This is a genomic window from Glaesserella parasuis, from assembly GCF_017352235.1.
Lineage (GTDB): Bacteria > Pseudomonadota > Gammaproteobacteria > Enterobacterales > Pasteurellaceae > Glaesserella > Glaesserella parasuis.
The window spans coordinates 417,606-438,322 of record NZ_CP071487.1 but is presented as its reverse complement, the minus strand read 5'-3'; the positions used below and the strand labels follow the sequence as shown (position 1 = coordinate 438,322).

Here is a 20,717-nt window from a genome sequence, read left to right as displayed (position 1 = left end):
TATTTTCTAAATAGGTTTAATATTATTAAGCTCTCGCAGAATTATTTTAATGTTTCAAGAAATGTAATAAATGCTTCTTTTTGAATAGAAGACAAGTTATCCCATTTTTGGTTTATTTCTATCTCTTTTAATTCCTTTTCAGTAAATTCTGCTGGAATACAATCTTGGAAAAACCAATTAATAGGTGTTTTAAAGAAAATAGCGATATCAATCAAGTGATTAACGTTGATTTTGCTTGCACCACGTTCATAGCGTGAAAGTTGTTGCTGAGATAAATTGATACACTCCGACAACTTTTCTGCCGAATAACCAAATTCCTTTCTCTTTTGCTGAATACGCTGTCCAATTAATTTATCTGTCATTTCTGCAGGAAGCTGTGCCATGATTTCGATCAAAAAACAGTAGATGACAAAGTTGAATTTAGCCTATTAACCGATGGACGTGCGCAAGATATTACCTTGCACAAAACCCAATTAAACGGTACCACTTTCAGCGGCAAAGCAACCACTCTATTACGAGAAGGTACTAAGGTACTTATGAAGGTGGCTTATTTGGCAATGGTGCAAAAGAAGCAGCAGGTATTGCAACTTTCAGTGGCGATAACAGCTACGATACTTCATTCGGTGGTATTCGTTACTAATTCTTTGAGCAGTTAAACCTAGTTCGCATTTGCGTGCTAGGTTTGAATATAACTTTTACCATTCTTATGCGTTCTTTCTTTTTACTCGCCTTATGTTGTTCTAATATTGTTTTTGCTTCCGCAACAACACTTGAAGAGCAATTGAAACAAGCTATTTACCAAAATAATAGCGGTCAAATCCAATCTTTACTTTACCAATATCAACAGCAGCCTCAGCAAGATTTGACATTAAAGTCTTATGCAGAAGCCAAACTATCAGTTTTACAGCAGAACTATGGCGTTGCTATTCGTATTTACCGAAAAATATTGAGCGAACGACCTGAACTAAATTCAATTCGAATGGAATTGGCAAAAGTACTGTTTGCAGATCGGCAAGACAGTGCTGCAAGAGTTCAGTTTGATAAAGTGAAAAACGTTGGTATGGTGGAGATTCGTTTCATTGGTCCAATGGAGCGGAAATCAGTTACAGTTTTTGGCTTTCACAAAATTGGCAAAATCAAACCGTACTTGAATATGAAAAACGCCGTTTTTTCAAAGATAATCCTCAAGCCGGGCATATTCGGACGGCATCAACAACGTTAATTTGGTATCGAAACCCCGAACAGATTTTTTTATGTCAGTGCCGCCTTTTCTCAGCAACGCTTACAAGAGCAACAATACAGCTCAGATATTCAGAATTTACGTTTAGGTTGGTTGCAAGAATACGCTTTTGGGATTTCAACTAAATTAAATTTCTCTTTTACGCATCGCCAATTTAAAGATCAAGCGATATTGGGCGGCATCTTGCCACTCGGCAAAACTCGCCAAGATCAGATTTATTCAGTTTTCGCACAAGTTTGGAAACGAGATTGGCATTTATGGGGCATTACACCTAAATTGAATTTGGAATGGCGGAAACAGAAAAGCAATTTGGATACGCTTTATTCCTATAAAATGCATAATATTACTCTTGCTTTTGAAAAGACTTTCTAACGCCCAGCAGATAGCCCAAGCATTCCTCAGCTAGAATATGTTAAAATGTCGCCAAAATTAAAAGAGGAAACCTTATGTTATATTCAGTCCTAAACGATCATATCACGCTCGGCACGCCCTATCGCAACGGCGCACATTCCATTAAACACGAACATTTAGTGGTAATGTTTGAAGATGATGGCGAAACAGGTTATTTCTATGCAATGGATTTACATCAAGAAGCGCAACCTGTGGTCGATAGCTTATTTGTCTATCGTGTCAGCGATGTCAAACCCGAAACCCTAAAAGAGCCTCGCCGTTTTCAGATCTGCTGGTCAGAAGATGGCTACGAGGCATTTTTGCTGTTAAATGATTATCCACACGCCGTATTTGATTTCCGTGAATTTGTTGGCTATAACCATACCAAATTCCCTGAGCCAGAATTAGGCAGTATGTGGCGACACAAAGAAACAACACCAGAATTAGTTGAGAAGTGGTTAATTAGTTAATTAATAAAGATAAAGTCCCTAGATGATTTGCTATCTAGGGACTTAACATAGATTAAAGAAAAATATAACTTTAATAAATTTTTTTGCCTATTACTTTAAATTTATTGATTCCTAACGCCCCCAAAAATCCCACCGCTTGCAACAACACAATACAAGGTCCTGTGGCGACATCGAAATGGAAACTTAAAAACACGCCCCAGAAAGCACTATTTACTGCAGTCAAGATGGCGATTAGCAACATTCGGTCAAAGCGTTTGGCAAGCGTGTAGCCTGTGATCCCTGGGGTAATCAGCATTGCCACCACTAAAATCACGCCAACCACTTGCATTGCACTAATAATCACTAATGCCAATAGCACCAGTAAGCTGTAATGTAACACTTTGATATTAAAGCCAACGGTGCGAGCGTGGCTGGCATCGAAGCAGTATAGTAGGAAATCTCGGCGTTTTACTAAGATAACGAATAATACCACTAAGGAAATGGCGAGAGTTTGGTAAAATTCATTGTCGGTAATCCCAAGCAGATCGCCAAATAAGATGTGCATTAGATGTTGATCGGTTTCGACTTTGGCAAACATTACCAAACCTAACGCAAACATTCCCGAAAAGACGATCCCCATTACCGTATCTTCTTTAATGCGACTATTTTCTTTGAGATAGCCCACTGCAACGGCACAGAAAATGCCCGAAACAAAAGCCCCGATTGCTAATGGAATGGCAAGCAGATAGGCAATCACAATCCCTGGTAATACGGCGTGTGAGATGGCATCGCCCATTAGCGACCAACCTTTGAGCACTAAATAGCAGGACAACACGGCACAGATTAGGGCAACCACAACACCAATGAGCAAAGCTTGTTGTATAAAAGGAAAAGCTAGCGGTTCAGCAAACCATTGATAGAGTGCGTCCATTATTCTCCCCCTTGACAAGCGGTCAGTTTTGCTGGATTTTTTGCAAATTTGCGTGAGAGTAAACCATATTTAGGAGCGAAGAAAAACGCCAGTAAAAACAGTAGAGTTTGTAGTGTGACAATAAATCCGCCCGTTGCCCCATCAGCAAAATAGCTTAAATAAGCACCAAAAAATCCACTAAAACCGCCCAGTGAAATTGCGATAATCAACAATTTGCCGAATTTATCCGTTAATAAATAAGCCGTTGCTCCTGGGGTGACAACCATTGCGATCACTAAAATTGCCCCAACACTTTGTAATGCAGCAACAATACAGGCACTGAGTAAGCTGAAAAACAGTACTTTAAGTCGCATCGGCGAAATGCCTACGGCTTTAGCTTGAATTTCATCAAAAAAGACGAGTAATAAATCTTTCCAGTAAATCACTAGAAAAAAGAGTGATACAGATAAAATAATCACCACTTGTAACATATCTTCATCGGCAATGCCTAAGATATTGCCGAGAATGATGGATTGCACATTAACGGACGTTGGATTGATGGAAATAATTAATAAACCTAAGGCAAAAAAGGTGGTAAAAATAAAACCAATTACCGCATCTTCTCGCAATTTTGTGACGGATTTAACCGCTAAGATAGCAATAGTGGCAAGGAATCCCGAAAAGAAAGCTCCGACAGCATAAGGTAAGGACAAGGCATAAGCTAATGCAACACCAGGAACGACGGCGTGCGATAAGGCATCTCCAATCAGCGACCAGCCTTTGAGCATTAAATAGGCAGACAAAAAAGCACAAACAGCCCCGATTGCACCGCTTACTACAATCGCTTTAAACATATAATCGTAGGAAAAAGGTTCTAGCAGTAACTCAAGCATTGATTATTCCTTATGGTCTCCGAGTAACTGCTGATAACGCAAGACACCGCCAAATACTCGTCCAAGATTTTCGGGGGTGAATGTCGTTTCGATAGATCCTGTTGCTAACACTGTGCGATTAATCATTACCGCTTGATCGCAAAAACTTGGTACGGCGGCTAAATTATGGGTAGAAACAAGGATTAAGTGACCGCTATCCCGAAGCTGTTTGAGTAGATCGATGATCGCATTTTCGGTATTTACGTCCACGCCAGTGAAAGGTTCGTCAAGTAAGATAATTTTGCTCTCTTGTGCAAGCGAACGAGCCAAAAATACTCGTTTTTTCTGTCCCCCTGAAAGCTCACCGATTTGACGATCCGCAAGATGAGCAATATTGACCCGCTCCATTGCTTCAGCAACTTTTTGCTTATCCACAGCAGAAGGGATACGCAGAAAATTCATATAGCCATAACGCCCCATCATTACCACATCATAAACGGATACGGGAAATTGCCAGTCCACTTCTTCACTTTGTGGCACATAAGCAACAAGATTGCGTTTTAAGGCTTGATTGACAGGCAGTCCGCATAGCTCAATATTTCCCTTTGGCTGAACTAAGCCCATAATGCTTTTAAATAAGGTTGATTTGCCACTGCCGTTCACCCCAAGTAATGCACAGATTGTGCCACCGTCAAGGCGAAAAGTAACATCGTGAATTGCCGTGTGTCCGTTGCTATAACGAACGGTGACATCGGAAACAGAAAGAGAACTCAGAGGAATGTTCATATTTGTTAGGTAATCCTATTTTGTAAATGCAGGGCGAACCAAAGCAGTTCGCCCAAATCGTTTTATTTTTCAAATCCAGCAACAATTGTACTTACCGTCACATTGAGTAAATCAATATAGGTTGGTACTTTGCCATCTTTTGTTGAGAGAGAGTCCACATATAACACACCGCCATAGCGTGCTTTACTCTCTTTCGCCACTTGTTTAGCCGGTTTATCTGAAATGGTACTTTCACTAAATACCACTGGAATTTGATGTTTACGCACTTGGTCGATCACTTTGCGGATCTGTTTTGGCGTGCCTTGTTCATCTTGGTTAATCGCCCAAAGATATAACTCTTTGAAGCCATAATCTCTAGCAAGATAGCTAAACGCCCCTTCGCTTGTCACTAACCAACGTTGTGCTTCAGGCACTTTTGCCAAACGCTCACGCAACGGCTGATCTAAGGCAACTATCTTATCGGCATAGGCCTTTGCATTCGCATTATAGGCTTCTGCATTTGCCGGATCGTATTTCACCAAGGCTTGGCGAATGTTTTCAATATAAATCAACGCATTTTTCGTGGACATCCAAGCGTGTGGGTTTGGCTTATCTTTGTAAGGTCCTTCATAGATTGAAATCGGCTCAATGCCTTCCGTTACCACAACCGCAGGTTTATCTTTCACTTGAGCAAAGAAACGCTCAAACCAGCTTTCAAGGTTCATACCGTTCCACAACACCAAATCCGCAGATTGTGCTTTTACAATATCCTGTGGCGTTGGTTGATAATCGTGGATTTCCGCACCTGGTTTGGTGATCGACTCGACCACAGCCTTATCCCCTGCGACATTTTGAGCAATGTCTTGAATCACAGTGAATGTGGTGACCACTTTAAACTGCTGGGCAGCAAGTGGATTACTTACCAAAAAAAGCATACTAAGTAGTGCTGCTAATTTTTTCATCGTTAGTCTCCTTATATAAATTATGGGGTTTTCAGGCAGCATTTTATAGATAAAATTTAACCTGTCAACAAATAAAAATGATTCTCAACAACTCAGCTAGATGATAATCAACAAGCTGATAAATATGAGAATCAATAAGCATTGCAAATGAGAACTGGTTGCTATTTTTATCTAGCAACCCGTTGATTTTATTATTCTTTTCTAAAATACCGCTGACTTTTACTTTCTTGGCGACTTTCTAAGAGCCTGTGATAGTTATCAAAACGTATCGGATCGATTTTCCCCTGCTCTACTGCTTCTTTTAATGCACAGCCTGGGTCATCTTTATGTTTACAATCACGGAATTTGCAAGTACCTAATACCGAAGCAAAATCCCGATAACCTTGTGTAATCTGCTCGGCTTCTAAATGCCATAAACCAAATTCGCGAATCCCCGGCGAGTCGATTAAATTTCCACCTTGAGATAAGTGGTATAAACGTGAAGCCGTTGTGGTATGTTGCCCTAAGCCTGAAATATCGCTGACTGCCCCCGTTTGTGCATTTACATCGGGCAATAACTGGTTGATTAAACTTGATTTTCCAACACCAGACTGTCCGACGAAAATAGATGTCCCTTTCGCTAAATAAGCGTGTAACGCCTGCATATTCTCGCCTGTGTCTGCGGATAAACAGAGTGTCTGGTAGCCAATCTTTTCATAGATCGCAAGCTGTTGTTGCACTTCTTTTCGCTCTTGTTCACTCAATAAATCAATTTTATTCAACACAATTAAGGCAGGAATGCTGGCATTCTCACAAATCACTAAATAGCGGTCGATAATATTCAGTGAAAGCTGTGGCAACACAGCGGACACAATGATAATTTGATCGATATTTGACGCCATTACTTTAATACCGTCGTAATAGTCAGGGCGAGTTAGTTCATTTTGGCGTGGGTGAACAGCTTCAATCACACCACTAATCCCTTGCAATTGCTCACTTCCCAAACGCCACGATACTACATCGCCTACTACCACATTTTTCAGCGTTCGGCGTAAATTACAACGGAAGATCTCACCGCTTGCGGTTTCTACATCGGCGTGTTTAGCGTGGCGAGTAACCACAAGACCTTGCTGGACTTCCCCCAACATTTCATCTTGCCATTCAAACTCAGCTTTGTTGATCTTTTTGTGATGGTTAGTTTGAATCCGACGTTGTTGATTCTGAGTTAAGCGACGTTTGCTCAAAAGATTGACCTGACTTTACTAAAAAATAACCGAGAGCTGACCATAAAAATGGGAGCCAGACGCTTCCATTTTTATGTATACCTCAATTATCTTGCACGGAAAATAATTCGCCCCTTACTTAAATCATATGGGGTCATTTCAACGGTGACTTTATCTCCAGTTAGAATCCGAATATAGTTTTTACGCATTTTTCCTGAAATATGGGCTGTTACAACATGCCCATTTTCTAGTTCTACTCGAAACATAGTATTAGGTAAGGTTTCTAAAATTGTACCTTGCATTTCAATGCAATCTTCTTTAGCCATTTATTCCTCTTCAAATTAAATTTAAGTTGTGTCATTGTAAATATGCCATATTGGCAAAATGCGAGGTATTATACTCTCCCTTACCTGAATTACAATCATTTACGGCGAAAAGCTCTTCTTCGAGAGTGAAAACGTTGAGTTTGACGTTTTAATTCAATAGGTATAAACTTTGACGAAACTGTTTTTGTTGTATTTAGCTGTAAAAAATAATAGAAACAACTAACAAATAGCCCTCCAGACATAAATAAAATAATCAACTCACCATAAAGCAAATGAAATAATTCATTTACTTTATGTTGTGTTGTTTGCCCATATTGAGAGTCAAAAGTTACTCGTAAAAACCCAATTAAGTCATCCTGTGCAAAAATAGGCTCTACAATTTGTTGGGTAAGTGCCGGCTCTTGTTGTATCTTGTCGTTTACTCTCGGGTTAAATTCAATCGCATTGCTACTATGTGCAACTAAATTTCCTGATGGCGAATACAAATTAGCATCAATGACAAACGCTTCTTTAGCAAAAACATCTAATGCTTCAACTAATTCATCATTTTTTGCGTTTTTTACTAACATCAAGGAAAACAATTTTGCCTGTTGTCGTACAAGTAAATGGGAAAGATTTGTTACTTGGTTAATCCCAGCCAGCTGTGAACCTACTTTGAAATGGTTTATACCAGTCAGTATTATCCACACAATCATTAAACAAATTGCCATTATCACAGCAATAATGCTACTCTTTATTAGTTGCTCACGAGAAATATACATAATTGTCCCCATAAAATTAGAAGATGATTCTAACACGGAATTTTGCTAAAGTTAGTAAAACTCACTATAAAGGTTTGAAAGAATCATGTCACATATCTTTTTTATTTACAGTAAGCAGCTTACAGCTGAACAGATTGCCCACTTCACACACATAAGTTCTACTATTTTTGTAAAACAAGTGGAGTATTTGGATTACCATGTTGCTTTTTTTAGAGGAGATTTGACAGATTCTCTACGAGAGAAGGCTCAAACCATACAAGCTGATTTTAGTAGGTTAGATATTCTTCCTTGCATTAAAAAAGAAGGTTTACTTTTAATGGATATGGATTCTACTGCGATTAAAATTGAGTGTATTGATGAGATTGCTAAATTAGCAGGAAAAGGAGAGATTGTTTCATCTATTACAGCAAGAGCTATGCGTGGAGAACTTGATTTTGAAGAAAGTTTACGTCAGCGTGTTGCAACACTTGAAAATGCACCAGAAAGTATCTTACAACAAGTTCGTGAACAGTTACCACTTATGGATGGTTTTGAATTATTAATTAAAAGTCTGAAACAATATGGTTGGAAGATAGCTATTGCTTCAGGAGGATTTGACTATTTTGCAGACTACCTCAGACAGTCTTTTGATCTAGATTATTCTGTGTCAAATAGGCTTGAAGTTATTGATGGCAAACTAACAGGTCAAATACTTGGCAAAGTAGTAGATGCTCAATGTAAAGCAGATACGTTAATGGCTCTAGCTCACAAGTTTGGTATTCCACAAGAGCAATGGATTACAGTAGGAGATGGAGCCAATGATCTACTGATGCTTAAACATGCCAGTTTAGGCGTTGCACTACATGCCAAACCCAAAGTACAAGAACAATCGGCATTCGTAGTAAACTTTGGAGATTTAACTGCCCTACTGTTACTGTTAAAAGCAAAGGAATTGTTTGATTCCCCATAATGTCTTTAGATATATATCTATATTTCTTTTGTCTATTACACCCAATAATCAATTAAGACACCAATATGGCATAGTAACTTTTGTTTACTATGCCTCTTAATATCAGATTACTTCAATAAATCTTCATTTTTAGCGTGATTCCATTTACCACGCTTTTTATCCATATACTGAAAATATTCGTTAGTAAAAGTCCCCTGCACGCAAGTGATTTTATCTCGGCGACGATTAACCGTTTTTCCTTCCAATGCCATATTTAAGGTGATTGGTCCAGTTAAAGAAAATACGCCACCATCAATCCGACGTTGCTCAATATTATCGACAATAATCTCTAACGTTTCTTTCAAAAACGCATTTCCCTTTTCACTGGCTAAAAAGAAATTGGTGTATTTGTCTCGGCGAGTGATAACAACTTCACTATCATTTTCACCAATAATTGAAGCGAGATTCCAAACTAAATGCCCATCAATATCCATATAGATACCACCTTCATTATATAAGGTGAAAATACGCCAGAAATCTGCCTGCGCAGCCCCATCCGTAAGTTTACTATACGCATTAAAAGTACGTTCATCTGCATTAGCTTTGATATATTCCGCCCGTTCTTCAGTGCTAACATAACGGTAGTCATAATCTCGTGACAACATACGATTAACTAAATAATTACAATACACTGGTAAGGTTACTTTGTTGCTGTAATTAGTCTGCCAAATGACCTTAGTAATTTTCGTTGATTTAGCTGATACGCTTTTAGCTGGACTAAATTCTGGAATGGTAAAACGTTTTTTCGGAAATAAGGCGTGAAACGGATAGCTTAACGTTTTGACGATATTCCCTAATAAACGCCATAAACCATTAGCAATTACAATAAACATTTCATTTTTGACTGGTTTGTTCATATTAGCTCCTTTTGGATAGGAACGCATATTAACATTTTATCGATATTGAAAAAACAAGCGGGCAGATTTTGCGATAAATTTGCAAGATCTGCCCGCTTGTGAGGAGATTAAGCAATCGTCATTTGCCCTGCATAAAGAACAAAGTAACGTAAACAGAGAACACCGATTAAACCTAAAACTGCAAGGAAAAGGATAAAGCCTTTTTGGTGTTTCACTTTTGCTGGTGAAACAATGTTAAGTAACATTGGAATAACTAAACCGATAGCTACAACGCCTACCCAGAACATTTTGCCCCAGTAGCCAGAGAAGGCTAAAGCGTTATCCGCTGCCACTGCACTTTGTCCACCTTTAGCATAAAGGTAAGCAAAGAAGCCTGCTAAAAGTAACATTTCAATGAATGCAACTGGCTTTTCAAACTTGTGCAAGAAATGTACTTCGTGACTATCCGCTGCGACTTTGCCAACCACCAAGATCGCCACAAGAAGTGCCGCAATACCAGATGAAGTTCCTGAAGCCAAGAATAAGACTGGCAAGACAGGGTTATTTAACATTGGGTAACTGATTAATTCAGATAATAAGAACCCCGTATAAGCCCCAAGTGCAAGGGATAGTAAGATCAACAGGATTTCAATCAACGAGGTGAATTTCGCTGCAATATCAATTAATCCAAAAGCAAATTTCGGAATAAACCCAAAGCCACTTAACCAGTTCTTAAAGATGATTGCCAGCCAAACGACTAATACCGCCATAAAGACTTGGAATAGCATTACCCCCATCGACATTACCGAATCAAACTGGTAGTTGAACATCAGATACCAGAATGTCCACGGACGAGCCAAGTGGAAAATCAATAAGGTTAAACCGATGATGGTTGCAAGCGGTGACATTATTGCCATTGTGCGAATAATCCAACTTTGGCTTGGATCAGCTAAATTCGCTTTACGCTTATATAGCACTGCTAACAAGGTTGAACCCGCAGATATCCCAAGTAAAAAGAGATAGATCGCAATGGTTGAATCCCATACAAGATTTGGGGTTTGGAATGGAACATAGTCGTTCATTATTTTGCCTCCCCTTTCTTAATATGGTAAAGATTTGGTTCTGTGCCTAATTCCATTTTTGTGCGATAAGTTGGTTTTTCTTTGATTAAACGAGAAATATCGCTATTCGGATCGTTTAAGTCACCGAATGTTAATGCTTTGGTTGGACAGCTTTCTACACAAGCAGGCTGTTTACCTTGTGCAAGATTTGTATCTCGACAGAAGTTACATTTATCGGCAGTTTTCTTCACTGGCTCAATATAGCGAACACGATATGGGCAGACCGCAATGCAATAAGCACAACCAACACAGAGATCTGGATTAACATCAACAATGCCTGTTGCTTTATCAATGAAAGACGCACCTGTTGGGCAAACACTCACACAAGGAGCATTGCTACAATGTTGGCAAGATTGACGGAAAAATTCATATTTTACGTTTGGAAATTCGCCATAAGGTTGGCTACGAATAATTTCTAAACGGGATACCCCTTCTGGCACTTTGTTTGTTTCACGACAAGCGTCCATACAAGCAGTACAACCGATACAGGCTTGTTCATCGTGCAACATCGCATAGCGAATGGTTTTACTTTCTTTCTCAGTCGCAAGGGAGAGCTGACTTGTGGCAAGCCCCGTTGTGCCTGCCACGGCAATCACTGCTCCCGCCCCTGAGATGAAATCTCGACGGGAACAACTCATTTTTGATCCTTAGCTTCCGCTTTTTTAAACGTACCTTTGTGTACTTCTGTGTGACAATCCACGCAGAGTTTTACACGCTGTTTAGACTCAATGCCTTTCATTGGTTCTTTTTCTGGGTGTAGTTTATGGCAGTTTACACACGCAATTTTATTCGCATGGGTGTCGTGCGCCCAGAATTTTTCACGCAATTTGTCAGGGCTATGGCAAGCAAAACAGACTTGATTTTGCTCTTCGACTGAACGTTCCAAGGCTGGATTTTTAGCCTTACCGTGGGCGTTAAAACGCATTACGTCTTTCACCCCTTTACGGTGATTTTCAGAAATATTACCGTGACAACTTACACAGTTAAGCGGTTTGCCGTTATTTGGACTAACCGTATCTTTTTGAAAGTGCTTACCTGTGTGTTTGAAGGTAGATAAATGTCCGTGGCAATTCACACAATAAGTATTCGGATCACGACGAGAGTCTTTAGCAATAGTTGCACCATCTACATTGTCCAGCGGATTGGTCCAAATTGGCTGTGGTTGTGCTGGCATTTCTGCCAACACAGTAGAAGATATTGCAAAGAAACTCAGTAATGCAACCGCTTGTAGCTTAATCATTGAGAAAATATGTTTCATAGTAGCCTCGACTTAGCAAATTATTTTGCGTCCGCAGGTAATAAGCCTTTCTCTTTCGCTTCTTTTTCCCATTGTGGTACTACGGTGCGTAAGAATTCTTCTTTCGCTGCTTTCTCTTTATCAAAGTCGATACCTACAACTTTTTGTGCTTTCACTTTCGTTGAAATATCAGGGAACTCAATCGGAGTTTGTACGCCGTGTTTCGTTAAGATAACTGCAAGTTTAGTACGAGCATCAGCTGCACGATCTAAGCCTGTTCCGATAACGTGAAGAATTACATCAGGTGCGTGCATATGACCGCCGTGGCCTGCAGCTGAGTAGTCCCAACGCCATTGTGCGTGACGAATTGCTTGCAACGCGTCTTTCATTTCTTCTTCAGTTGCACCCGCTTCCCAAGCTCTTTTCGCTTCAAAGTGTGCTTTAACAAGCTGATCTTCTAAACGGATCATTACGTCTTTGATCTGTTTTTTATGCTCTTTCACACGTGCTTGTAAGCTCTCTTTGCTTTGTTCGTGACAAGTTTTACAAGTATGCTCAAAGTTATCAAACGGATTGCCGATTTTGTGATCGGTATAGACTTTACCATCTTTAGTTTCTACTTTTGGCATATGGCAGTCGATACAGGTTACACCGTTTTTACCGTGTGTACCTAATGCCCAAGTTTCAAAGTCTGGGTGTTGTGCTTTTAACATTGGAGCTTTTGATAAGCCGTGAACCCAGTCAGTAAATTTGATTTCATCAAAGTATTTTTCAATGCTATCAACATCTACACCTTTATCCCAAGGGAACGTCACCGCTTTTTCTTTGCCTGCAAAATAGTATTCAACGTGACAGTTAGAACATACTGCTGCACGTTTTCCGTGTTTATCCAGTGTATCGAATTTCCAACCGATAACTTCTAACGCACGCAAAACGTGTGGGCGAGCAACACGCAGTGCCGCTTTGCCATCTTTAAATTCTTGTGAAGTGGTATCGTGACAGTCCGCACAACCAATAGGATTTACGATTTCTGAACCATATTTTGCCCATTTCGCATCAAAATAACCAACTTCGCCTTTTTCTGCGATCATACGTGGCACATCTGGACTTTTACACGCCCAGCACGCCATAGGCTGAGGGCCAGAATTTTCGTCCATTGGCGCACCAGTACGCAAAATATTACGCACATCAGTAACCGCATAGAAGTGACCACGAGGTTTATTGTAATCTTTTGAGAACGCATAACCTGTCCACAAAACCACTAAACGAGGATCTTCTTCTAAAGCACTTGTTACTTCTTTAGATTCGGCTGTTGCAGCCCAAGATTGGTACTGTAAAGGATAAAGTTCAGCAAATTTATGGTTAGCTGATTCAATTTTCACATCAGGTTTTGGACCTTCAAACTCTTTGGCTTCCCCTGCCCACGCAGCTTGGAAACACCCCAACATAGCCATTGTCGCAACAAGGCTGTTTTTTAACATTTTACTGACTTTTTTCACGCGAGCCTCCTCACACATAACTCACTGCAAATGATAATTTTTCTTATTAAAATAATAAGATAGATATAAATAAAAGATGTATGTGAAATGTATAAAAAGAATGAATGTTTTACTAGAGGATTCTGCAATTTGTTTGAAAAAAATCAAATTGCAAAAATTGAATGGTGATTAAATGAGCTTTGTTAGGCAATCTTTCTCTCTTATATTTTCTAACTGATTGATTATCTTCTAGTTAAGAAAAATTTTATTCATGTTAAAATAGCCTGCCTACTTAGATGACAGCAGAATATTATCAACGAGATATAAATGTCCCGAAAACTCACCCAATTTTCCGCTTGGGCAAGCTATGTTGGCTTGCTCTCACTCTATACGTTCAGTTTCTGGGCATTATTTGAACATAGTGCCGATGAAACCTTTTGGTCGTGGCAAGAAACGTGGCAAATTTTAAAATACAGCACCTTGCAAGCAACGCTGTCGGCGAGTTTATCTTTGCTGTTTGGTGTTTTGTTGGCTCGTAGCTTTTTCTACCTACGTTTTCGGAGCAAAACCTTGCTCTATAAGCTGATTTCCTTTGCGTGGGCTCTGCCTTCGTTAGTGGTGATTTTTGCATTAATCGGGGTTTGGGGAAATTCAGGTTGGATAGCCCATCTCGTTCAAGCGGTGGGATTGTCGTGGGATTTTTCCTTGTACGGTTTACAAGGGATTGTGTTAGCTCATCTGTTTTTGAACATTCCCCTTGTCGCAAAGTATTGCTTTGAAGGGCTACATCTTATTCCAACACATCAGCACCAACTGGCGAACCAGCTCAATCTGTCTGGGTGGCACTACTTTAGGATTGTTGAATTGCCGATATTAAAAGGCATTTTGCCCTATGCCTATGCGACGGTTTTCCTGCTCTGTTTTACCAGCTTCCCAATTGTATTAATGTTAGGGGGGGGACCTAAATACAGTACGCTTGAAGTGGCGATTTACCAAGCGGTGACTTTTGAGTTTGATTTTGCGAAAGCGGTGATGTTAATTATGGTGCAAATCCTTGTGGGGATTGGCTTACAACTGATAATGGATTGGGTGACACGCTTTAATTTTCAGCGAGTGAAAACACAGTCTGTATCGATTGACATCTGGACGGCACAGCCTAAAGGTAAGGAAAAATGGCTACTACAAGCGGTGCTTTTCGGGGCAATTTTTACCATTTTATTACCGCTTGCAAATGTAGTTTGGACCGCCATTTCAGTATCAAACTTTTGGCAACGGCTCTTTTCGCCAACATTGTGGCAATCGGCAAGTTATTCACTATTATTAAGCCTTATCGCATCTTGTTTTGTCATCGGTATTGCTTATCTGATTGCTCTTGAAACTCGCCAGCTTGCCTATCATAAACAGAAAATCAAGCAAAGCATTCTCGCAGGTGTGAGTACTTATCCCCTGATTTTGCCGATATTTATGTTAGCCGTTGGGCTATTTTTACTGCTGATCAATGTGCAATTAACCACTTGGCAACTGCTATTGTTAGTGGGAATTTGTAACGGTTTGATGTTACTGCCTTACATCTATCGCTTGTTGTTTTCAGCAATGTGGGAAGCCTTAGTTTCTCACGATAAGTTGGCTCGTAGTTTGGGATTAACGGGGCTTCGCCGTTGGTGGATTGTGGAAAAAAATTATCTTATCCGACCGCTTATCAATGCTTTTGCCCTGTCAATGTCGGCAAGTTTAGGCAATTTTTCCGTCATTGCCTTTTTTGGTAGTCCTGACTTTAGCACCTTACCTTATTTGCTTTACCAACAATTAGGCAGTTACCGTACTGAAGATGCGACTATTACCGCATTTCTTTTAATGCTATTTTCAGCTTTTCCATTTTTCTTTATAGACCAGAATAATCGCTAAAGACAAGGCAAAACCTCATACTTCTGTAAAATAATTTGTTTGAAATTTTCACTACAACTCGCCCAGTCAATTAAATCTACTTTAAATGGCAGGTCTGAGTCAGAGAATGCTAACTCAAGCTGAGCCTGCTGACGAATGGTTAAAGGGGTGTCGGTAATCAATGCAAGGTCAAGATCAGAAAATCGCTTTGCCGTTCCTTTAATTCTTGAGCCAAATACCCATACGGGAATATTCGGCAAATGTGTCGCTAAAATGCGTTGAACAAGGTGTAACTGTTGTTCGGTCAAATCTATCATTGGCTACGTTTTTGAAGTTGAGAGAGAAGATAGTGGCTACTCGCTAGGAAATGGCTAATGCCTTGATATACTTGCAGAGCCTTATTTTCATCATAAGTATGTGATGTAATATTTCGCATTTTACGGAAATCTAACCATTCTTCAGGATTATCAATTAAACCAAATTGAGCTGATAGACGTAAAATATCTCTAAATTCTGTGCTGTCTATATCGGTATCATTAGAAGCAATACTTTTCAGCTGACGCTTCATCATTTTAATTGATAATTCATAAACAAACTCGAATTTTTGAATTACTCCTGCAATAAGTGTATCTTGGATAATTGGCTCTTGAGCATTAAACCATTCTTGATTATCTAAGTGAGTAATCGTTTTTTGCAGAGAAACAAAGGCTTTTTCAAGTGCCGAAATATCTAATGTTTCCATCTTTTTGTTACTTTCCTATAAATCTTAAGCGGTCAGATCCGCATATTTTTTTGCAAATCCGACCGCTTGATTATAGCTGATTAGCCACCGAAATCATCTAATAAGATGTTTTCATCTTCTACACCAAGATCTTTTAACATCTTGATCACAGATGCATTCATAATTGGTGGACCACACATATAGTATTCACAATCTTCTGGCGCTTCGTGATCTTTTAAGTAGTTTTCATAAAGCACGTTGTGAATAAAGCCAGTGTAACCATCCCAGTTATCGCCTGGTTGTGGGTCAGAAAGTGCCACATACCATTTGAAGTTGTCGTTCTCTGCTTGTAAGCCGTCGAAATCTTCTACATAGAACATTTCACGTTTAGAACGAGCACCATACCAGAAGGTCATTTTACGTTTAGACTTCAGACGTTTTAACTGGTCAAAAATGTGTGAACGCATTGGGGCCATACCTGCACCACCACCGATGAAGACCATTTCTGCATCAGTATCTTTAGCGAAGAACTCACCAAATGGGCCAGAAATTGTGACTTTATCACCTGGTTTGAGTGACCAAATATATGAAGACATTTGACCTGGCGGTACATCTGGGTTATTTGGTGGCGGAGTTGCAATACGCACGTTAAGCATAATAATGCCTTTCTCTTCTGGGTATGAAGCCATCGAGTACGCACGGATAATTGGCTCGTCCACTTTAGACACATAACGCCATAGGTTAAATTTGTTCCAGTCTTCGTGATATTCTTCGTCGATTAACGCTTTGTAATCTTCATATCTCACAGTGTGAGCAGGTGCTTCGATCTGAATATAGCCACCTGCACGGAATGGTACTTCTTCGCCTTCTGGAATTTGAAGTTTAAGCTCTTTGATGAAGGTTGCTTTGTTATCATTAGAGATAACAGTACATTCCCATTTTTTCACACCAAAGATCTCTTCTGGAAGCTCCACTTCCATACTGCTTTTCACATTAACTTGACACGCTAGACGATAACCTTCTTTTGCTTCACGTTTTGTGATGTGTGAAAGCTCAGTTGGAAGAATCTCGCCACCACCGCTTTTTACTTTAACGATACACTGACCACAAGAGCCACCACCGCCACACGCGGATGAAACGAAGATACCTTTATTTGCTAAAGCACCAAGTAATTTACCGCCAGCTGGCAAGGTAATTGCTTTTTCTGGATCATCATTGATAGAAATCGTGATGTCACCTGAGTCCACTAATTTTGATTTAGCTACAAGGATAAGTACTGCAAGCATTAATACAAGGGCAGTAAATACCACGATACCGAAAATAAAATTATCCATTCGATACGCTCCTTATAATTTAATGCCTGAGAAAGACATAAAGCCAAGTGCCATTAAGCCTGCGGTGATAAAGGTAATACCTAAACCTTTTAAGCCAGCAGGTACGTCAGAGTATTTCATTTTTTCTGTAATACCAGCTAATGCCACAATTGCCAACATCCAGCCTGTACCTGCACCGATACCATATACCACAGATTCAGCGAAGTTATATTCGCGTTGAACCATAAATGATACAGCACCGAAGATCGCACAGTTTACGGTAATAAGTGGTAAGAAGATACCTAATGCACTATACAGTGCAGGGAAAAACTTGTCCAAAATCATTTCGAGAATTTGCACTAGTGCAGCTATAACACCGATAAAGGTGATAAAGTTAAGGAAAGTTAAATCAACCCCTTCCACTAATGCACCATCTTTTAAGATGTTCTCGTAAACAATTTGGTTAGCTGGAACTGCAATACCTAGTACAACGATTACCGCAATACCTAAACCAAATGCTGTTGAAACTTTCTTAGATACCGCAAGGAATGTACACATACCAAGGAAGAAAGAAAGTGCCATATTTTCAATAAATATGGACTTAACAAATAGACTTAAATAATGTTCCATCTTATTTCTCCACTTGCTCTGGTTTCCAAGTTCTTAAGCCCCAAATTAAGAAGCCGATGATGAAGAACGCACTTGGTGCAAGTAGGAATAAACCATTTGCTTGATACCAACCGCCATCTTGAACAGTTTGGAATACCGTCATACCAAAGAGTTTACCTGAACCGATTAACTCACGAATGAAGGCAACAATCACAAGGATTGCACCGTAGCCTAAACCGTTACCGATACCATCAACAAAACTTTCTACTGGGCCAGATTTCATTGCAAAGGCTTCCGCACGTCCCATTACGATACAGTTAGTAATAATTAAACCAACAAATACCGAGAGCTGTTTAGAAAGATCGTAAGCATAAGCACGCAATAACTGATCCACGAGAATTACAAGCGATGCGATAATCGCCATTTGTACAATGATACGAATACTATTTGGGATATAGTTACGAATCATCGCAATGAACATACTTGAAAAGCCTATTACAAAGCTTACTGCAATACCCATTACCACCGCAGTTTCTAGTTTTGTTGTTACCGCAAGTGCAGAACAGATACCTAGAATTTGCAATGCAATCGGGTTGTTATTCACAACAGGTGATAACAAGAGATCTTTAAGTTTATTGCTTGCCATTAGTTAGTCCCCGCTTTTAATTTCGCTAAATATGGACCAAAGCCGTTCGCACCAAACCAGTATTTGAATGAACCATCAACACCGTTAGAGGTGAGTGTTGCACCTGATAAGCCATCAATGCCGTGATCTTTATCAGCTGAAGCACCTTTTGCAATACGAATTGCGGATTCACCCTGAGCATTTTGTAATTTTTTGCCCACGAAATTTTGTTGCCAACGTTTGTTTTCAATTTCACCACCAAGTCCTGGTGTTTCACCGTTTTCGTAGTAAGTGATACCTTTGATTGTATTGCCATCTGGCTCAACAGAGACAAAGCCATACATTACAGACCATAAACCTGTTCCGTAGAATGGAAGCACGATTTGATTTACTTGTCCGTTTGCATCTTTTACAAGGTAAATTTCCGCATATTTTGCACGAACTCTAATACCTGCTTTATCGTCTGCTGGATTGATAGCGATACTTTGAGCTGGATCTTTTGCAGCTGCTTTTGCATCAAAATTCGCTACACCTTCAACATAATCACCTGTCGCAAGATCAACGATTTTAGATTCGATATTTTTCACATAAATATCTTTAATTTCGCTTTTCTTCGTGCCTTCAGGTAATAAACCAGCAACACTTAAAATGTTTTTCTGTTTATCAAGGGCTTTTTGTTCTTCCTGTGCCGATTTTAACAACACCGCAGAACCTGCCACGATAAGAGAACAGATTAAACTTAATAAAATCACGACGGTAAGTGTTCCGCCAATGCTATCTTTATTAAACTTAGCCATTGCGTGCCTTCCTACGTTTGATGTTAGCCTGAACCACGAAGTAGTCGAAGATTGGAGCAAACAAGTTAGCAAATAAGATCGCTAACATCATACCTTCTGGGTACGCAGGGTTTGCTACACGAATCAACACACACATTACTCCAATTAAGATACCGTACCACCATTTACCTTTATTAGTAAATGCTGCTGATACTGGGTCGGTAGCCATAAAGAACATACCGATTGCAAAACCACCTAACACTAAGTGCCAATGCCACGGCATCGCAAATAATGGGTTTGTATCTGAACCAATCATATTGAAGAGGGTTGCAGTTGCAGCCATACCAATCATTACACCTGCGATAATTCGCCAAGATGCAATGCGAGCAAATACAATAATAGCAGCACCCATCATTAATGCGACAGTTGATACTTCTCCGATAGAACCAGGAATGTTACCTAAGAATGCGTCCATCCAAGTAATGGTTTCACCCGTTGCAACGTGTTTAAGTGCAGCTTGGCCACCGACTGCCCATTGAGAAAGTGCTGTTGCACCTGAGAAGCCATCTGCTGCAGTCCAAACTAAATCACCCGAAATTTGTGCTGGGTATGCGAAGAATAAGAACGCACGACCTGCTAACGCTGGGTTCATAAAGTTTTTACCTACACCACCGAAGACTTCTTTTGCAACCACAACACCAAAGGTTGTTGCTAACGCTGCTTGCCATAATGGTAATGTTGGTGGAACGATTAATGCTAAAAGGATAGAAGTAACAAAGAAACCTTCATTGATTTCGTGTTTACGCACCATTGCGAATAGCACTTCCCAGAAACCACCTACTGCAAAAATGGTTAAGTAGATTGGTAGGAAGAAAATCGCACCGATTAACATTTTGCCAAATACGCCAGCATCTTGTGATAACACGCCAAATGCATTTGCTAATGCAAAGTGCCAGTCATTTGCCACGTTTTGAGTTACGTTTTGGGTAAAGTCACCCACGCCTAATGCAAGGATTGATTGCGCACCCACGTTATACATACCGTAGAACATTGCTGGGAACAATGCCAACCATACGATTAACATCATACGTTTAGAGTCAATCCCATCACGAACGTGAGCATCTTTTTGAGTTACTGTACCCGGTGTATAGAAAATCGTATAAACTGCTTCAAACAGAATATAGAATTTCTCATACTTTCCACCTTTTTGGAAAGCCGGTTCCATTTTATGGAAAAGATCTTTTAAAGCCAT

The 20,717-nt window shown here is 39.8% G+C and carries 23 protein-coding genes and 1 pseudogene; 4 read left to right on the top strand and 20 right to left on the bottom strand.

The window, feature by feature from the left end; translation table 11 throughout:
* Nucleotides 1-41 precede the first annotated feature (41 nt).
* Nucleotides 42-383, bottom strand: coding sequence for a helix-turn-helix domain-containing protein (locus J1G47_RS02225; protein WP_005712412.1), 342 nt, complete (start codon nt 381-383; stop codon nt 42-44).
* 323 nt (nt 384-706) lie between these two features.
* On the opposite strand from J1G47_RS02225, the pseudogene J1G47_RS12265 reads away from it, so the two are divergent.
* Nucleotides 707-1,612: pseudogene (locus tag J1G47_RS12265) on the top strand (surface lipoprotein assembly modifier).
* Nucleotides 1,613-1,686: 74 nt separating this feature from the next.
* A complete protein-coding gene (locus J1G47_RS02215; protein ID WP_160416329.1) occupies nt 1,687-2,100 on the top strand; it encodes a DUF2251 domain-containing protein in 414 nt (137 codons plus the stop codon).
* A 70-nt stretch (nt 2,101-2,170) separates the two neighbouring features.
* Here the strand turns inward: J1G47_RS02215 and J1G47_RS02210 are convergent, their stop codons facing one another.
* From J1G47_RS02210 to J1G47_RS02180, 7 genes are all read right to left on the bottom strand, one after another.
* On the bottom strand, nt 2,171-3,010 hold the full coding sequence (locus J1G47_RS02210) for a metal ABC transporter permease (RefSeq protein WP_016527580.1): 840 nt from the start codon (nt 3,008-3,010) through the stop codon (nt 2,171-2,173).
* The gene (locus J1G47_RS02205; RefSeq protein WP_015939623.1) at nt 3,010-3,882 is read right to left on the bottom strand and encodes a metal ABC transporter permease; all 873 of its coding nucleotides are present in this window, start codon (nt 3,880-3,882) and stop codon (nt 3,010-3,012) included. Before J1G47_RS02205 ends, J1G47_RS02210 begins: the two co-directional genes overlap by 1 nt.
* A gap of 3 nt (nt 3,883-3,885) precedes the next feature.
* The gene (locus tag J1G47_RS02200; protein WP_005712417.1) at nt 3,886-4,647 is read right to left on the bottom strand and encodes a metal ABC transporter ATP-binding protein; all 762 of its coding nucleotides are present in this window, start codon (nt 4,645-4,647) and stop codon (nt 3,886-3,888) included.
* Nucleotides 4,648-4,709: 62 nt separating this feature from the next.
* Nucleotides 4,710-5,588 carry a metal ABC transporter substrate-binding protein gene (locus J1G47_RS02195; protein WP_010786238.1) on the bottom strand — a complete coding sequence of 293 codons (879 nt, stop codon included), beginning with the start codon at nt 5,586-5,588 and terminating at the stop codon, nt 4,710-4,712.
* Nucleotides 5,589-5,779: 191 nt separating this feature from the next.
* Nucleotides 5,780-6,811, bottom strand: a complete 1,032-nt coding sequence (gene rsgA / locus J1G47_RS02190; RefSeq protein ID WP_075605699.1) for a small ribosomal subunit biogenesis GTPase RsgA — start codon at nt 6,809-6,811, stop codon at nt 5,780-5,782.
* An 86-nt stretch (nt 6,812-6,897) separates the two neighbouring features.
* Nucleotides 6,898-7,116, bottom strand: a complete 219-nt coding sequence (infA, locus tag J1G47_RS02185) for a translation initiation factor IF-1 (protein WP_005712424.1) — start codon at nt 7,114-7,116, stop codon at nt 6,898-6,900.
* Nucleotides 7,117-7,211: 95 nt separating this feature from the next.
* Nucleotides 7,212-7,877, bottom strand: a complete 666-nt coding sequence (locus J1G47_RS02180) for a YtjB family periplasmic protein (protein ID WP_207326728.1) — start codon at nt 7,875-7,877, stop codon at nt 7,212-7,214.
* Nucleotides 7,878-7,962: 85 nt separating this feature from the next.
* On the opposite strand from J1G47_RS02180, the gene serB reads away from it, so the two are divergent.
* Complete coding sequence (gene serB, locus J1G47_RS02175) at nt 7,963-8,826, top strand: phosphoserine phosphatase SerB (RefSeq protein ID WP_010786241.1); 864 nt, start codon at nt 7,963-7,965, stop codon at nt 8,824-8,826.
* A 107-nt stretch (nt 8,827-8,933) separates the two neighbouring features.
* Here the strand turns inward: serB and J1G47_RS02170 are convergent, their stop codons facing one another.
* The 5 genes from J1G47_RS02170 to nrfA all read right to left on the bottom strand — a co-directional run bounded on the left by J1G47_RS02170 (nt 8,934) and on the right by nrfA (nt 13,540).
* Nucleotides 8,934-9,722, bottom strand: a complete 789-nt coding sequence (locus J1G47_RS02170) for a glycosyltransferase family 32 protein (RefSeq protein WP_160404715.1) — start codon at nt 9,720-9,722, stop codon at nt 8,934-8,936.
* Between the two features lie 107 nt (nt 9,723-9,829).
* Nucleotides 9,830-10,783 carry a cytochrome c nitrite reductase subunit NrfD gene (gene nrfD / locus J1G47_RS02165; RefSeq protein ID WP_160404717.1) on the bottom strand — a complete coding sequence of 318 codons (954 nt, stop codon included), beginning with the start codon at nt 10,781-10,783 and terminating at the stop codon, nt 9,830-9,832.
* Nucleotides 10,783-11,460: a cytochrome c nitrite reductase Fe-S protein gene (nrfC, locus tag J1G47_RS02160; RefSeq protein WP_005712433.1), complete on the bottom strand. Its 678-nt coding sequence runs from the start codon at nt 11,458-11,460 to the stop codon at nt 10,783-10,785. The genes nrfD and nrfC overlap by 1 nt, the downstream gene beginning before the upstream one ends.
* Nucleotides 11,457-12,080 carry a cytochrome c nitrite reductase pentaheme subunit gene (gene nrfB, locus J1G47_RS02155; protein WP_075592472.1) on the bottom strand — a complete coding sequence of 208 codons (624 nt, stop codon included), beginning with the start codon at nt 12,078-12,080 and terminating at the stop codon, nt 11,457-11,459. Before nrfB ends, nrfC begins: the two co-directional genes overlap by 4 nt.
* A gap of 20 nt (nt 12,081-12,100) precedes the next feature.
* Entirely contained in the window at nt 12,101-13,540 is a 1,440-nt protein-coding gene (nrfA, locus tag J1G47_RS02150; RefSeq protein WP_015939618.1) for an ammonia-forming nitrite reductase cytochrome c552 subunit, read from the bottom strand.
* A gap of 324 nt (nt 13,541-13,864) precedes the next feature.
* On the opposite strand from nrfA, the gene thiP reads away from it, so the two are divergent.
* Nucleotides 13,865-15,442 carry a thiamine/thiamine pyrophosphate ABC transporter permease ThiP gene (gene thiP / locus J1G47_RS02145; RefSeq protein WP_015939617.1) on the top strand — a complete coding sequence of 526 codons (1,578 nt, stop codon included), beginning with the start codon at nt 13,865-13,867 and terminating at the stop codon, nt 15,440-15,442.
* Here thiP and J1G47_RS02140 read toward each other — a convergent pair.
* The 7 genes from J1G47_RS02140 to J1G47_RS02110 form a co-directional block, all read right to left on the bottom strand.
* Complete coding sequence (locus J1G47_RS02140) at nt 15,439-15,738, bottom strand: nucleotidyltransferase family protein (RefSeq protein ID WP_021115153.1); 300 nt, start codon at nt 15,736-15,738, stop codon at nt 15,439-15,441. The two genes, thiP and J1G47_RS02140, sit on opposite strands and share 4 nt — an antisense overlap.
* The gene (locus tag J1G47_RS02135) at nt 15,735-16,163 is read right to left on the bottom strand and encodes a nucleotidyltransferase substrate binding protein (protein WP_015939615.1); all 429 of its coding nucleotides are present in this window, start codon (nt 16,161-16,163) and stop codon (nt 15,735-15,737) included. The genes J1G47_RS02140 and J1G47_RS02135 overlap by 4 nt, the downstream gene beginning before the upstream one ends.
* Nucleotides 16,164-16,243: 80 nt before the next feature.
* The gene (gene nqrF, locus J1G47_RS02130) at nt 16,244-17,476 is read right to left on the bottom strand and encodes an NADH:ubiquinone reductase (Na(+)-transporting) subunit F (RefSeq protein WP_010786250.1); all 1,233 of its coding nucleotides are present in this window, start codon (nt 17,474-17,476) and stop codon (nt 16,244-16,246) included.
* Nucleotides 17,477-17,488: 12 nt separating this feature from the next.
* A complete protein-coding gene (gene nqrE / locus J1G47_RS02125) occupies nt 17,489-18,085 on the bottom strand; it encodes an NADH:ubiquinone reductase (Na(+)-transporting) subunit E (RefSeq protein WP_010786251.1) in 597 nt (198 codons plus the stop codon).
* 1 nt (nt 18,086) lies between these two features.
* Nucleotides 18,087-18,710, bottom strand: coding sequence for an NADH:ubiquinone reductase (Na(+)-transporting) subunit D (locus J1G47_RS02120; RefSeq protein ID WP_016527589.1), 624 nt, complete (start codon nt 18,708-18,710; stop codon nt 18,087-18,089).
* Entirely contained in the window at nt 18,710-19,486 is a 777-nt protein-coding gene (locus J1G47_RS02115) for a Na(+)-translocating NADH-quinone reductase subunit C (RefSeq protein ID WP_016527590.1), read from the bottom strand. Before J1G47_RS02115 ends, J1G47_RS02120 begins: the two co-directional genes overlap by 1 nt.
* A complete protein-coding gene (locus J1G47_RS02110; protein WP_075592468.1) occupies nt 19,479-20,717 on the bottom strand; it encodes an NADH:ubiquinone reductase (Na(+)-transporting) subunit B in 1,239 nt (412 codons plus the stop codon). The genes J1G47_RS02115 and J1G47_RS02110 overlap by 8 nt, the downstream gene beginning before the upstream one ends.

What these genes read in the sequence shown, in the direction of transcription:
- J1G47_RS02200 (WP_005712417.1), bottom strand. Translation starts at nt 4,647, where the DNA reads ATGAACATTCCTCTGAGTTCTCTTTCTGTTTCCGATGTCACCGTTCGT.
- nrfA (WP_015939618.1), bottom strand. Translation starts at nt 13,540, where the DNA reads ATGTTAAAAAACAGCCTTGTTGCGACAATGGCTATGTTGGGGTGTTTC.
- J1G47_RS02215 (WP_160416329.1), top strand. Translation starts at nt 1,687, where the DNA reads ATGTTATATTCAGTCCTAAACGATCATATCACGCTCGGCACGCCCTAT.
- J1G47_RS02195 (WP_010786238.1), bottom strand. Translation starts at nt 5,588, where the DNA reads ATGAAAAAATTAGCAGCACTACTTAGTATGCTTTTTTTGGTAAGTAAT.
- nrfC (WP_005712433.1), bottom strand. Translation starts at nt 11,460, where the DNA reads ATGAGTTGTTCCCGTCGAGATTTCATCTCAGGGGCGGGAGCAGTGATT.
- serB (WP_010786241.1), top strand. Translation starts at nt 7,963, where the DNA reads ATGTCACATATCTTTTTTATTTACAGTAAGCAGCTTACAGCTGAACAG.
- J1G47_RS02135 (WP_015939615.1), bottom strand. Translation starts at nt 16,163, where the DNA reads ATGGAAACATTAGATATTTCGGCACTTGAAAAAGCCTTTGTTTCTCTG.
- nrfB (WP_075592472.1), bottom strand. Translation starts at nt 12,080, where the DNA reads ATGAAACATATTTTCTCAATGATTAAGCTACAAGCGGTTGCATTACTG.
- J1G47_RS02170 (WP_160404715.1), bottom strand. Translation starts at nt 9,722, where the DNA reads ATGAACAAACCAGTCAAAAATGAAATGTTTATTGTAATTGCTAATGGT.
- thiP (WP_015939617.1), top strand. Translation starts at nt 13,865, where the DNA reads ATGTCCCGAAAACTCACCCAATTTTCCGCTTGGGCAAGCTATGTTGGC.
- J1G47_RS02180 (WP_207326728.1), bottom strand. Translation starts at nt 7,877, where the DNA reads ATGTATATTTCTCGTGAGCAACTAATAAAGAGTAGCATTATTGCTGTG.
- J1G47_RS02110 (WP_075592468.1), bottom strand. Translation starts at nt 20,717, where the DNA reads ATGGCTTTAAAAGATCTTTTCCATAAAATGGAACCGGCTTTCCAAAAA.
- J1G47_RS02120 (WP_016527589.1), bottom strand. Translation starts at nt 18,710, where the DNA reads ATGGCAAGCAATAAACTTAAAGATCTCTTGTTATCACCTGTTGTGAAT.
- nqrE (WP_010786251.1), bottom strand. Translation starts at nt 18,085, where the DNA reads ATGGAACATTATTTAAGTCTATTTGTTAAGTCCATATTTATTGAAAAT.
- nrfD (WP_160404717.1), bottom strand. Translation starts at nt 10,783, where the DNA reads ATGAACGACTATGTTCCATTCCAAACCCCAAATCTTGTATGGGATTCA.
- J1G47_RS02225 (WP_005712412.1), bottom strand. Translation starts at nt 383, where the DNA reads ATGGCACAGCTTCCTGCAGAAATGACAGATAAATTAATTGGACAGCGT.
- J1G47_RS02115 (WP_016527590.1), bottom strand. Translation starts at nt 19,486, where the DNA reads ATGGCTAAGTTTAATAAAGATAGCATTGGCGGAACACTTACCGTCGTG.
- J1G47_RS02210 (WP_016527580.1), bottom strand. Translation starts at nt 3,010, where the DNA reads ATGGACGCACTCTATCAATGGTTTGCTGAACCGCTAGCTTTTCCTTTT.
- J1G47_RS02140 (WP_021115153.1), bottom strand. Translation starts at nt 15,738, where the DNA reads ATGATAGATTTGACCGAACAACAGTTACACCTTGTTCAACGCATTTTA.
- J1G47_RS02205 (WP_015939623.1), bottom strand. Translation starts at nt 3,882, where the DNA reads ATGCTTGAGTTACTGCTAGAACCTTTTTCCTACGATTATATGTTTAAA.
- infA (WP_005712424.1), bottom strand. Translation starts at nt 7,116, where the DNA reads ATGGCTAAAGAAGATTGCATTGAAATGCAAGGTACAATTTTAGAAACC.
- nqrF (WP_010786250.1), bottom strand. Translation starts at nt 17,476, where the DNA reads ATGGATAATTTTATTTTCGGTATCGTGGTATTTACTGCCCTTGTATTA.